The sequence below is a fragment of the Povalibacter uvarum genome, from assembly GCF_014202975.1.
Taxonomy (GTDB): Bacteria; Pseudomonadota; Gammaproteobacteria; order Steroidobacterales; family Steroidobacteraceae; genus Steroidobacter; species Steroidobacter uvarum.
Genome location: NZ_JACHHZ010000002.1, coordinates 789,594 through 801,702, shown reverse-complemented (window position 1 = coordinate 801,702; position 12,109 = coordinate 789,594). Strand labels below are relative to the sequence as shown.

Annotated in this window: 11 protein-coding genes; 10 read left to right on the top strand and 1 reads right to left on the bottom strand. The window is 63.3% G+C overall.

Annotation, left to right across the window (positions count from 1 at the left end):
* Positions 1-27 precede the first annotated feature (27 nt).
* From HNQ60_RS09795 to HNQ60_RS09760, 8 genes are all read left to right on the top strand, one after another.
* A complete protein-coding gene (locus tag HNQ60_RS09795) occupies positions 28-1,797 on the top strand; it encodes a cytochrome c oxidase subunit I (RefSeq protein WP_184331140.1) in 1,770 nt (589 codons plus the stop codon).
* Positions 1,794-2,564, top strand: a complete 771-nt coding sequence (locus HNQ60_RS09790; protein WP_184331138.1) for a cytochrome c oxidase subunit 3 — start codon at positions 1,794-1,796, stop codon at positions 2,562-2,564. The genes HNQ60_RS09795 and HNQ60_RS09790 overlap by 4 nt, the downstream gene beginning before the upstream one ends.
* A 17-nt stretch (positions 2,565-2,581) precedes the next feature.
* Positions 2,582-3,253 (top strand): heme-copper oxidase subunit III family protein, encoded by a 672-nt coding sequence (locus tag HNQ60_RS09785; protein WP_184331136.1) that lies wholly within the window; start codon positions 2,582-2,584, stop codon positions 3,251-3,253.
* Positions 3,254-3,261: 8 nt separating this feature from the next.
* The gene (locus tag HNQ60_RS09780; RefSeq protein ID WP_184331134.1) at positions 3,262-3,660 is read left to right on the top strand and encodes a cytochrome C oxidase subunit IV family protein; all 399 of its coding nucleotides are present in this window, start codon (positions 3,262-3,264) and stop codon (positions 3,658-3,660) included.
* Entirely contained in the window at positions 3,653-3,991 is a 339-nt protein-coding gene (locus HNQ60_RS09775; RefSeq protein ID WP_184331132.1) for a cytochrome c oxidase subunit II transmembrane domain-containing protein, read from the top strand. Before HNQ60_RS09780 ends, HNQ60_RS09775 begins: the two co-directional genes overlap by 8 nt.
* Positions 3,992-4,115: 124 nt before the next feature.
* Entirely contained in the window at positions 4,116-5,123 is a 1,008-nt protein-coding gene (locus HNQ60_RS09770) for a COX15/CtaA family protein (protein ID WP_184331129.1), read from the top strand.
* Between the two features lie 9 nt (positions 5,124-5,132).
* Complete coding sequence (locus tag HNQ60_RS09765; protein WP_184331127.1) at positions 5,133-6,026, top strand: heme o synthase; 894 nt, start codon at positions 5,133-5,135, stop codon at positions 6,024-6,026.
* A gap of 48 nt (positions 6,027-6,074) precedes the next feature.
* Positions 6,075-7,316: a VanZ family protein gene (locus tag HNQ60_RS09760; protein WP_184331125.1), complete on the top strand. Its 1,242-nt coding sequence runs from the start codon at positions 6,075-6,077 to the stop codon at positions 7,314-7,316.
* Here the strand turns inward: HNQ60_RS09760 and HNQ60_RS09755 are convergent.
* On the bottom strand, positions 7,276-8,052 hold the full coding sequence (locus HNQ60_RS09755; RefSeq protein ID WP_184331123.1) for a COG3650 family protein: 777 nt from the start codon (positions 8,050-8,052) through the stop codon (positions 7,276-7,278). The genes HNQ60_RS09760 and HNQ60_RS09755 overlap by 41 nt on opposite strands.
* A gap of 294 nt (positions 8,053-8,346) precedes the next feature.
* Here HNQ60_RS09755 and uvrD point away from each other — a divergent pair, with 294 nt between their 5' ends.
* Together uvrD and trkA are read left to right on the top strand one after the other, a co-directional pair.
* Complete coding sequence (gene uvrD, locus HNQ60_RS09750) at positions 8,347-10,509, top strand: DNA helicase II (protein ID WP_184331122.1); 2,163 nt, start codon at positions 8,347-8,349, stop codon at positions 10,507-10,509.
* Between the two features lie 121 nt (positions 10,510-10,630).
* A complete protein-coding gene (gene trkA, locus HNQ60_RS09745; RefSeq protein WP_184331120.1) occupies positions 10,631-12,019 on the top strand; it encodes a Trk system potassium transporter TrkA in 1,389 nt (462 codons plus the stop codon).
* Positions 12,020-12,109: the final 90 nt, after the last annotated feature.

Here is a 12,109-nt window from a genome sequence, read left to right as displayed (position 1 = left end):
TTGCTAGCTGGCTCAAGAGGAATCGACATGGCCTACGTGGCAATTGCCGACCGCGATCATGAACACGAGCTGCACGATCCGCAGTCGTTCATCAGGAAGTACATCTGGAGTCAGGATCACAAAGTCATCGCGATCCAGTACGCGGTCGTGGCGATCGCGATCGGCCTCGTCGCGCTCGTGATGTCCGTGCTGATGCGGCTGCAGCTGGGCTTCCCCGATACGTTCAAGCTGATCACGCCGGATCATTACTACCAGTTCATCACCATGCACGGAATGATCATGGTGATCTACCTGCTGACCGCGCTGTTCCTCGGCGGCTTCGGCAACTATCTCATTCCGCTCATGCTCGGTTCGCGGGACATGGTGTTCCCGTACATGAATATGCTGAGCTTCTGGTTCTACCTGCTCGCCGTGCTCGTGCTCGTCGCCGGGTTGTTCGTTCCCGGCGGACCGACGGGCGCTGGCTGGACGCTCTATCCGCCGCAAGCGATCCTGCCCGGAACGCCGGGCGCGACGTGGGGCATCATCTGCATGCTCGCCTCGCTCGCGATCTTCATCGTCGCGTTCACGATGGGCGGCCTCAACTACGTGACGACGGTGCTGCAGGCCCGCTGCCGCGGCATGACGTTCATGCGCATGCCGTTGTCGGTGTGGGGCATCTTCAGTGCGTCGATCCTCGGTCTACTCGCGTTCCCGGCACTGTTCGTGTCCGCGATCATGATGACGCTCGACAGCGTCGTGGGAACGAGCTTCTTCCTGCCGGCGGTGAGCTCCATGGGAGAGAATCTGAAGCACAGCGGCGGCAGCCCGCTGCTGTTCCAGCATCTGTTCTGGTTCTTCGGTCACCCGGAGGTCTACATCGTTGCGCTGCCCGCCTTCGGCATCGTGTCCGATCTGCTGAGCACACATGCACGCCGCAACATCTTCGGCTATCGCATGATGGTGTGGGCGATCCTCGCCATTGCTTGCCTGAGCTTCGTGGTCTGGGCCCACCACATGTACATCAGCGGCATGAATCCCTACTTCGGATTCTTCTTCGCGACGACGACGCTGATCATTGCCGTCCCGACCGCCATCAAGGTCTACAACTGGGTGCTCACGATCTGGCGCGGCGACGTCCATCTCACGGTCCCGATGCTGTTCGCCATCGGCTTCATCTTCACCTTCGTCAACGGCGGCCTCACAGGCCTCTTCCTCGGCAACGTGACTGTCGATGTGCCGCTGTCAGGCACCTACTTCGTCGTTGCGCATTTCCACATGGTGATGGGCGTATCGCCGATCCTCGTGGTCTTCGGCGCGATCTATCACTGGTATCCGAAGATCACGGGCCGCATGTTCGATGAGCGGCTCGGCAAGATTCATTTCTGGGCGACGTTCCTCGGCACCTACGCGATCTATCTGCCGATGCACTATCTCGGCATTCTCGGCGTGCCGCGTCGCTACTACGCCTACAGCGACAGCATCGACTTCATTTCGCCGTCCGTGCACATCGCGAACGAGTGGATCAGCATCTCGGCCGTGTTCGTCGCCGCGGTGCAGCTGATCTTCCTCTTCAATCTCGTGTGGTCGTACTTCCACGGCAAACCCGCCGGCGGCAACCCGTGGCGTGCAACGTCACTGGAGTGGCAGACGCCAGACACGCCGCCGAAACATGGCAACTGGGGCAAGGATCTGCCGGTCGTTCATCGCTGGGCCTACGACTACAACGTGCCCGGCGCGCCGAACGACTTCATTCCGCAGAACCAGCCGCCTGATGGCAGCGTGCCCGCGGGTCGCGATCACGGAGTGAAAGCGTGAGCCTGACTGTCGCATACGGGGCATTGTTCACGGGCATCGTCGTCTGGCTGTTGCTCGTCAGCCGGTTTCGCGCGCGTTCCTGGGAGGCATTGCCTGCGGGCGCCGACGTCGATCCTGAGCATCGCACGCCGCCCGCCCGCATCGGCCTATGGATCTTCCTGGGCGTCATCTCGTCCCTGTTCGCACTCTTCATTTCCGCGTTCTTCATGCGGATGGGTCACAACGGCGTCGCATCGGACTGGAAGCCTTTTCCCGAGCCTTTGATCCTGTGGATCAACACAGCGGTGCTGATCCTCGGCAGCGTCGCGATGCAGTGGGCCCGGGCCAACGTGTCGAAGGGCGATAGCAAACGTACGCGCGATGCGCTGAAAGTCGCCGGTGTCATGACGATTGCGTTCCTCGTCGGCCAGATCCTGGCCTGGCGACTGATGATCATCTCGGGCTACTTCCAGCCCCACAATCCGGCGGTCGCCTTCTTCTATCTGCTCACGCTGATGCACGCACTCCACGTGATCGGTGGCATGTACGTCTGGGGCCGCATGTTGCTGCGGATGCGCGCGCAAGCCGGCGAACAGCACACCGATCAGGCGCTCGAGCTCACGCGCAAATTTCGTCTCAGCGTCGAGCTGTGCACTGTCTACTGGCACTACCTGCTTTTCGTGTGGCTGGTGGTGTTCGCGCTGCTGCTGACGCACTCGATCGATAGTCAGTTCGTGTTCGACAGACTGTGCGATGCCGGAAGCGGTTGGCGGTTAGCGAGCGGTTAGCAAGAGGGGAATCAAGAATGTCCCAGCAGCCGATGACGATGCCGGAGGGGTTGGGCGGCGTAACCGCCGACTGGTCCGCCGACAAGCAGGCGTTCCCCGTGCCGTGGGGGAAGGCCATGATGTGGATCTTCCTGCTGAGTGACACCTTCATATTCTCGTGCTTCCTCACGGGCTACATGAACGTGCGGATGTCGACCACGGTGCCATGGCCGAATCCCAGCGAAGTGTTCGCGCTCACGGTTGCGGGCAAGAGCATTCCGCTGCTGCTCATCGCCATCATGACGATGGTGCTGATCACGAGCAGCGGCACGATGGCGATGGCGGTGAACTTCGGCTATCGGCGCGACCGCAAGCGCACGGCGATGCTGATGTTCGCGACCGCCGCGCTCGGCCTCACCTTCGTCGGGATGCAGGCCTTCGAATGGACCAAGCTCATCATGGAAGGCGTGCGTCCCTGGGGCAATCCGTTTGGCGCCGCCCAGTTCGGTTCCGCATTCTTCATGATCACCGGTTTCCACGGACTGCACGTGAGCGGCGGCGTGATCTATCTCACCGTCGTCGCGATCCGCGTGCTCAACGGCTTCTACGATCGCAAGGGCACCTACGAAACCGTCGAAGTGGCCGGCCTGTACTGGCACTTCGTCGATCTCGTCTGGGTCTTCATCTTCGCGTTCTTCTATCTCTGGTAGGAGTGACCATGGACCACGCTGCTCATTCCGGACACGCCCCCGCGGCGCATGCAGCCGCTCACGGCGGCGACGGGCAACAGCATCCGATCAAACTCTACCTGTGGATCTGGGGACTGCTGTTCGTGCTCAGCGCGTTCTCGTACGCGGTCGACTACTTCCGCGTGCAGGGTTACACGCGCTGGACGCTCATCATCATCTTCATGCTGCTGAAGGCGGGATTCATCATCGCGGTCTTCATGCACATGAAATGGGAGCGGCTCGGACTCAAGCTCGCGATCCTCACGCCGCCCCTCGCCTTGCTCGTGCTGATCGGACTCATGGCGATCGAAGGCGACTACACGTTCCTGACGCGACTCGCGTCGTTCGGACAGGAAGTCTTCCAGCCCGCGCCCGTGCACCATGACTGAAATCACCGCTTCCGGCCTGACCAGCGCCGCGCTGTGGGTATGTGTGCTCGTCACAGCCGCGGTCTTCGCGCGCATGATTCACTCGATCGCGACGTTCCGCCGTGCCGCGGCTGAAGCAGAGCGGCCACGCAACGCCACAGCCGAAGTTTTCTGGGCGCTCGTGCCGATCATCATCGTCGTGGCAATGGCCGCACCGGCGGTGACGAGCCTGGTGAGTTCCGACCCCGGCGCGGCTCGCGAGACCGCGCAGCAAACCCGTCCGGCGCCCGGCCCGGATCTGGCCGGCGAAATCCCACAGAAACCTTTTCAGGAAGGCCCTCTCCCGCTATAAGACTTCCCGGCCGAAGCCGGTCTGCCTTCCTGACACGATCCCGTTCCATGATGGTCCCTCAATCCCCTGCCTCGCCGCGGGCCCAGCTGCCGAGCCCTGATCCGGCGGGGAGCGCCCCCGCGACATGACTTCGCGCCTGAGACTGTTTCGCCGCCTCGCACTGGCGGGCGTGCTGCTCACCCTGGTTGTCGTCGTGCTCGGCGCCTGGGTCCGCCTGAGCGCCGCTGGGCTCGGCTGTCCGGACTGGCCCGGCTGCTACGGTCATCTGACCGCTGATCAGGCCGCTCAGAACGTCGCCGCCATCAACGAAGCCTTTCCGCACCGGCCGTTCGAGTACCACAAGGCCGTGAAGGAAATGGTGCACCGGTATTTCGCATCGACGCTCGGCCTGTTGTGCGTCGTGCTCGCGGGACTCGCGATCGCCAATCGCAAGGATGCCAATCAGCCCGTAGCGCTGCCCATCGCGCTGGTCGGGCTCGTGATCTTCCAGGGGCTGCTCGGCATGTGGACCGTGACGCTGCTGCTGAAGCCGCTCATCGTGGTGCTTCACCTGCTCGGGGGTCTCGCCACGCTCTGCGTGCTCACCTGGCTTGCGATGGAACCCGAGCGCAGGACGCGGGTGAAGGAGGAAACGGGCGTGCGGCGATTCGCGCTGGCCGGCCTCGTCGTCCTCGTGCTGCAGATTGCACTGGGCGGCTGGACCAGCAGCAATTACGCCGCGCTCGCGTGCCCTGATTTCCCGACATGCCAGAACGTCGCGTGGCCCGAGATGGACATGAAGGACGCATTCGTCCTCTGGCGCGGCCTCGGCATCGACTATGAAGGCGGCGTGCTCGATCACCCGGCGCGGGTTGCGATTCATTTCGTTCACCGTCTCGGTGCCATTGTCACTGCGCTCATGCTCGGCGTGCTGGCCGTGCAGGCGTGGCGCAAGGGACGAAATACTTCGGTACGGGTCGCCGGTGCAATCATCGGCGCGATCCTCGTTGTGCAACTCATCCTCGGCCCAGTGATGGTGATGCGCGCACTGCCGCTGATACTCGCGACGGCGCACAACGGAGTCGCAGCGCTGCTGCTGCTCAGCGTCGTCAGAATCAATCGTCTGCTGCGGCCGCTGTCGTCGCGCCTTTAGTTGAGCGACATGGAACCTTCGGCCTCCCCTCAGCACGCCTCCTGGCGCGACTACTACGAACTCGGCAAGCCGCGGGTCGTGATGCTGATCGTGTTCACCGCGATCGTCGGCATGTTCCTCGCCGCGCCCGGATTGCCTCCGCCGGCGGCATTGCTGTTCGGCACGCTCGGCATTGGTCTCGCGGCTTCTTCGGCTGCCGCGATCAATCACGTCCTCGACCGTCGATTCGATGCGCAGATGGCGCGCACTAAGAATCGTCCGCTGCCGACAGGACATGTCACTGAACGCCAGGCGCTGACTTACGCAGCGATCCTTGCCGTCATTTCCATGACGCTGCTGTGGGGTTGGGTGAATCTGCTCACCGCGACGCTGACGTTCTGCTCGCTGATCGGTTATGCGGTCATCTATACGGTGTGGCTGAAACACGCGACGCCGCAGAACATCGTCATCGGTGGTGCCGCGGGCGCTGCTCCGCCGGTGCTGGGCTGGACCGCCGTGACGGGCCACGTCGATCCGTACGCGCTCCTGTTGTTTCTGATCATCTTCACGTGGACGCCGCCACATTTCTGGGCACTCGCCATCGCCCGCCGCGATGAATATGCGAAGGCTGGCATTCCGATGCTGCCCGTCGCCTACAGCACCGACTTCACCCGACTGCACATCCTGCTCTACACGATCCTGCTGGTGATCGTGACGTTGCTGCCGTATCTCACGGGCATGAGCGGCCTGATCTACCTCGCAGCCGCACTGGTCCTCGGCGGCTTCTTCCTGGTGCGAGCCTCGCAGCTCAAGATGCGAACGGACGCGCGACTGCCGATGCGGACGTTCAGCTTCTCGATCACGTACCTGGCACTGCTGTTCGCGGCACTGCTGCTGGATCACTATGTGAAGATCAGGATCTAGGCGGTGAGCGACGAGCAGCCCCGGGAGTAACTGGCCGGCCAGCCGGCCATGCAGTACCTTTCCGCCGTGCTCCCCCGCTCCCGCCCGCTCATCCTCTGGCTGCTGCTCGCCGTGATCGCGCTGATCGCGTACGGCTCGCTGTATCCGTTCAATTTCAAACCGGATGCGATCGAGGGCGGCAGTCTTCTCGAAGCGCTGCGTGAACTTTCGTGGGCGAGGGCTGGCCGTGGCGATCGCATCGCCAACGTGCTGCTGTATCTGCCGCTCGGATTCTGTCTCTTCCTATGGCTCGATACGCGCGTGCGAAGAAGTGTCGCCCTGGTGCTCGCCGTGGCCATCGGCTCTGCATTGTCGCTCGCGATCGAAGTTGCGCAGGTCTACATCTCGATCCGGGTGCCGAGTCTCACGGATCTGACCTTGAATGCGCTCGGTGCGCTGGTAGGCGCTACGGGCGGCGTCGCGTGGGACAAGATCGGCGGATTGATGCATTTGCCGCGCCGACCCGAGAAACCGCAGCGGGATCCTTCGGCTGCGCTCCTGCTCGCGTTGTGGCTGTTGTGGCGGCTTGCGCCGTTCGTGCCGCATTTCGATCTGGTGAAGCTGAAGGCTGCGCTGCAGCCGCTGTTCCGCCCGCAGATCGACATCGGCCTGACGCTCATCTATCTCACGTACTGGCTCGTCATCACGCAAGCGTTGTCGTCGCTCGTCAGCCGCATGCGGACGCTCGAAGCATTGCTGCTCATGATCGCAGCGGTTCTCGTCGGTCGGCTCGTGGTTGCAAACCAGGCATTCGATCCGTCGGAATTGCTCGCGCTGATCGTTCTGCTGCCGCTGGTCGTGCTGATGTATCGAATGACACCCGGCCCGAAACGATTGCTGCTGCTGGGCGCGGTTCTGATGGTCTTCGTGTTCGAGCGCCTCGCGCCGTTCCATTTCGAATCAACATCGGCGGCGTTCGACTTCTGGCCGTTCCTGGTCTGGTTCGACCAGGGATTCCTGGCGACGCTGCGGGCTTTCGACTGGATCGGCTTTTTCGGAACGATCTTCCTGTTCGCGGCGGTGCTGTGGGTGCTGCGCTACGCGGAGACCTCGTTCCGTCTCGCGGCCGGCATCCTGCTCGCGCTGGTCATCGGCACGGAACTGCTGCAGCTCTGGCTAGCGCAGCGACATGCGTCGATCACCGAGCCGCTGATCGCGTTGGCCGTGGTCGCTGCGTTCCGTTACACGCAGCGCAGGCAGCGCCGGATGTTTACGGGGCGTCCTGTTTCCCGACGCGACCACACCCTTTGAATTCCTTGCCATCGAGGATGGCGCGCGCCGAGAACGCGAAGTACTCCCCGGACATCGAATCGCGACACGGCTGAAAGTCCACGAACAGCTCGAGCGCGTGACCCTCGCCGCGGGCGCGATAGCTGACCGTGCCTTCGGCATCTTCCGACTGCAGTTCGCCGAGCGTGATCTGCGTCGGTGCGGACGGCTGTTTCCAGACCATGCCCGTCGTCGTCACCGTTGCGGCCCAGAAAGGCTCATTGCCTCGCGCCGTGACGACGTAGTCCGCCGCCGGTGCGCTGCAACCGCGGCCCTCGCCGCTCGCTCCCGCGTAGAGCAATTGCTCGAGGACGAACACGCCGGCCTGTCCGCGCGCCGCAGTCAGATCATCGGGAACAGCGCTGCGTTCTCCGTACGCTTCGATATAGAGCGACTGCGCATCTTGGGTCAGCAACTGCGTGAGAGTGCCGTCTCCCTCATCGATCAGCCAGAGATCAGCGTTGTCATCGCAGCCGCGCACGATCGCATGATCGCCGTCAGCCGTGGCGATGGCGCGTTTGATGGCGAGGCCCGATTCCGCAGGCTCATTGACGGGTCCGGAGGAAAGCTCTGCAGCAACGGGGGCAGCGGTCGACGGTGCGGGTGGGGACGGTGGCGTGCCGCCGTCGTCATTCTCCTTGCGTCCGCAGCCGGCGGCCGCCACGAGCGCAAGGCCGATGGCAAACCCTGACAGATACGAGATCCGGCGGCGAGCCATTGCAAACCTCCCAGAAAAGGGCCGCGAGCGCTATCGTTGTCGTTTGCGACAGAATAGCGCGCCCTCCGCGGCCTCCGCCAACAAATCACGGGCCGTCCGACTCGTGACGCCCGTCCGGGCGAGCTACAATCGCCCCCTTTCGGAGAAACGGATTTCACACGGAGTTCACGGAGCACACGGAGGCAGGAAGTCTGCAATCGGGCTCACGACCGCGTCCGGTCCTGAATCTCCGTGAACTCCGTGACCTGCGTGTGAAACCCTCTTCGGCTCTTCTCTTCGGACTCTGCCCAATCGATGGATGCTCCCCACCTTCTTGCCGGCTTGAACGACGAACAGCGCGCCGCGGTCTCGGCGCCGCTTGCCCCGACGCTGGTTCTCGCCGGCGCGGGCAGCGGCAAGACTCGTGTGCTGACGCATCGTGTCGCCTGGCTCGTGCAGGTCGAGCACGTGTCGCCGCACGGCATTCTGGCCGTCACGTTCACCAACAAAGCGGCGGGCGAAATGCGCGGCCGCATCGAATCGATGCTGGGCGTGCCGAGTGCGCCGCTCTGGATCGGCACCTTCCATGGCATCGCCCATCGGTTGCTGCGGCTGCATTGGCGCGAAACCAACTTGCCGCAGGCCTTCCAGATCATCGACTCCGACGACCAGCTGCGGGCGATCCGCAAGATCATCAAGTCACTCGAGCTCGATGAGTCGCGATGGGTGCCGAAAGAGGTCATGTGGTTCATCAACGCCCGCAAGGATGAAGGCCTGCGCGCGAAGGACCTGAAGGACGAGGGCGATCCGAATCGCCGCCAGTTCATCAAGCTGTACGAGCTCTACCAGGAACAGTGCGATCGCAGCGGCAGCGTCGACTTCGCCGAGCTCCTGCTGCGTGCCTATGAGCTGCTGCGCGATCGGCCCGACGTGCTTTCGCACTATCGCAATCGCTTCCGTCACGTGCTGGTGGACGAGTTCCAGGACACCAACACGATCCAGTACGACTGGCTGAAGCTCCTCGTCGGCCCGACGGGCGTGCCGTTCGCGGTGGGCGACGACGATCAGTCGATCTATCGCTGGCGCGGCGCCAAGGTCGAGAACCTGCAGCAGTACCGCCGTGACTTTCCCGGTGTGCAGCTCTTCCGGCTCGAACAGAACTATCGTTCGACCGGCAACATTCTCGAAGCGGCGAACGCGCTCATCAGCAACAATACCGGCCGCCTCGGCAAGAATCTCTGGACGAGCGGCGAGCGCGGTGAACCCGTGCGGCTCTATGCGGCGTTCAATGAGCGCGACGAGGCCGACTTCGTCGTCAATCGCGTGCGTGACTGGACGCTCAAGGGCGGCCGGCGCTCTGATTGCGCGATCCTGTATCGCTCCAACGCGCAGTCGCGAACGTTCGAAGAAGCGTTGCTCGCTGCGCGCATTCCGTATCGCGTCTACGGCGGCCTGCGATTCTTCGAGCGCGCGGAAATCAAGGACGCGCTCGCATACCTGCGGCTGATCTTCAACCGCGTCGATGACGCTTCGTTCGAACGCATCGTCAACCTTCCCGCTCGCGGCATCGGCACGAAGACGCTCGATACCGTGCGCAACTACGCCCGTGCGAATGCCTGCTCGATGTGGCAGGCAGCAGGCGCATGCATCAGCGAGCTCGGCAACCGACTCGGCCAGAGCCTGCACGGCTTCCTGGTGCTGATAGAACAGCTCGATCAGCAGACGCGCAACCTGCCGCTGCACGAACAGGTCGATCACGTGATCAATGCCACCGGCCTGGTCGCGTACTACAAGCAGGACAAGGGCGATCGCGGCGAAGCGAAAGTCGAGAACCTCGAAGAATTGGTCACCGCTGCGCGCGGCTTCGAGCCAGACGAGGCGGCGCAGATGCCGGCCCTCGCCAACTTCCTCTCGCACGCCGTCCTCGAATCCGGTGAAGACCAGGCGGACGAATGGGAAGACGGCGTGCAGATGATGACGCTGCACTCGGCAAAGGGCCTCGAGTTCCCGATCGTGTTCATGTGCGGCATGGAAGACGGCCTGTTCCCGAGCCAGCGATCGATCACCGATGTCGGCGGCCTCGAAGAAGAGCGACGTCTGTGCTACGTGGGCACGACCCGCGCCATGAAGCAGCTCTTCATGAGCTATGCCGAGCAACGTCGCCTGCACGGCACCGATACGTACGGCACCCCGTCGCGTTTCATCAAGGAAATCCCGCCGGAGTTCATCGAAGAGATCCGCCCGCGCATCCAGGTATCGCGCCCGGTCTATGTTCCGAGATCGTCGGGCAGCGGACGGATGGAAGAAGAGCGTCCCGGCGGCATTCGCCTGGGCCAGCGCGTGCGCCACCAGAAGTTCGGGGAGGGCGTCGTATTCAACGTCGAAGGCGACGGCTCCAATGCGCACATCCAGATCAACTTCGAACGCCACGGCATGAAGACGCTGGTGCTGGGGTATGCGAATCTGGAGCCGGTATGAGCGAGCCGCGAAGCAGCGAGCGATGAGCCGCTAGCCAGAACCAAGAACAAGAGTCCATCATGCGCCGCCGTCCCAATCTTCCCTGGCTAGCAGCTACCCGCTACCGGCTCCCCCGCTTCCTATGAAGATCATCATCCTCGGCGCCGGCCAGGTCGGCCGCACGGCAGCGACGCACCTTGCACGCGAAGAAGCGAACGAGGTCACGGTCGTCGACACCAACGACGAGCTGCTGCGGGATCTGCAGGATCGTCTCGACATCCGCACGCTCTCCGGCAACGGGGCGTATCCGACGACGCTCGAGGCCGCGGGTGCCAGGGATGCCGATGTTTTCGTCGCACTGACCAACAGCGACGAAGTGAACATGGTCGCTTGCCAGATCGTGCGCACACTCTTCAATCGCGATGCCACGCGCATCGCTCGCATCCGGTCGGCCGACTACACGCGGCATTCGAAGCTATTTGCCGACGAGGATCGCGCCTTCGCCGTCGACGTCACGATCAGTCCCGAACAGCTGGTGACCGATCACGTCGTGAAGCTGATTCGATATCCGGGCGCCCTGCAGGTGCTCGATTTCGCCGATGGTCGCGTGCGACTGGTCGGCGTCAAGGCATTGAAAGGCGGCGCGCTGGTAGGACAGCAGCTGAAGCAGCTGCAGACTCACATTCCTGGTCGCGATGCCCGCGTCGCTGCGATCTATCGCGGCGGCCGCAGCGTCAAGCCGCACGGTGAGACGATCGTCGAGCACGGCGACGAAGTTTTCTTCATCGCGGCCCGCGAAGACATCCGGCTGGTGATGAACGAGATGCAGCGCCTCGAGGATCCCGTGCGGCGCGTCGTCATCGCGGGCGGAGGGAACATCGGCTTCCGCCTCGCGCAGACGCTCGAGGCCGAGCACCAGGTCAAGCTGATCGAGCGCGACCAGCGCCGTGCGCGACGTATCTCCGAACAGCTCAGCAACACGATCGTCCTCAATGGCGACGCGGCCGATGAGGACCTGCTCCTCGAAGAGAACATCGACAGCGCCGACGTCTTCGTCGCCGTCACGAACGCCGAGGAAGCCAACATTCTCTCCGCGATGCTCGCGAAGCGGCTCGGTTGTCACAAGGTGATGGCGCTCATCAATCGCCCTGCCTACGCGGAGCTGGTCGAGAGCGGCACGATCGACGTCGCGCTCTCTCCCCAGCAAGTCACCATCGGCTCACTGCTCGCCCACGTTCGTCGCGGTGACGTCGTGCGCGTGCATTCACTCCGCCGCGGCGCTGCCGAAGCCATCGAAGCGGTCGCCCATGGCACGCAGGGCGAAGGCCGCGTCATCGGCCGGCGCATCGAAGACATCCCGCTGCCCGAAGGCACGACCATCGGCGCCGTCGTCCGCGGCGACGAAGTCCTCATCGCCCACCACGACACGATGATCCACCGCGACGATCACGTGATCATGTTTCTGACGGATCGGAGGCACATTGAGGCCGTTGAAAGGCTGTTTGATGTGCCTAAGAGGGCGGGGAGATGAGGGAGACAGCGACGGGCGATGAGCTGCGAGCTGCGAGCCAGAGTGAAGAATGGAAGCGTCGGCAGATGCAGGCGTCCGCAATAGAACCGG

Excerpts from the sequence above, each read along its gene's own strand:
- HNQ60_RS09795 (WP_184331140.1), top strand. The coding sequence starts at position 28 with ATGGCCTACGTGGCAATTGCCGACCGCGATCATGAACACGAGCTGCAC.
- HNQ60_RS09785 (WP_184331136.1), top strand. The coding sequence starts at position 2,582 with ATGTCCCAGCAGCCGATGACGATGCCGGAGGGGTTGGGCGGCGTAACC.
- HNQ60_RS09780 (WP_184331134.1), top strand. The coding sequence starts at position 3,262 with ATGGACCACGCTGCTCATTCCGGACACGCCCCCGCGGCGCATGCAGCC.
- HNQ60_RS09775 (WP_184331132.1), top strand. The coding sequence starts at position 3,653 with ATGACTGAAATCACCGCTTCCGGCCTGACCAGCGCCGCGCTGTGGGTA.
- HNQ60_RS09770 (WP_184331129.1), top strand. The coding sequence starts at position 4,116 with ATGACTTCGCGCCTGAGACTGTTTCGCCGCCTCGCACTGGCGGGCGTG.
- HNQ60_RS09765 (WP_184331127.1), top strand. The coding sequence starts at position 5,133 with ATGGAACCTTCGGCCTCCCCTCAGCACGCCTCCTGGCGCGACTACTAC.
- HNQ60_RS09760 (WP_184331125.1), top strand. The coding sequence starts at position 6,075 with ATGCAGTACCTTTCCGCCGTGCTCCCCCGCTCCCGCCCGCTCATCCTC.
- HNQ60_RS09755 (WP_184331123.1), bottom strand. The coding sequence starts at position 8,052 with ATGGCTCGCCGCCGGATCTCGTATCTGTCAGGGTTTGCCATCGGCCTT.
- uvrD (WP_184331122.1), top strand. The coding sequence starts at position 8,347 with ATGGATGCTCCCCACCTTCTTGCCGGCTTGAACGACGAACAGCGCGCC.
- trkA (WP_184331120.1), top strand. The coding sequence starts at position 10,631 with ATGAAGATCATCATCCTCGGCGCCGGCCAGGTCGGCCGCACGGCAGCG.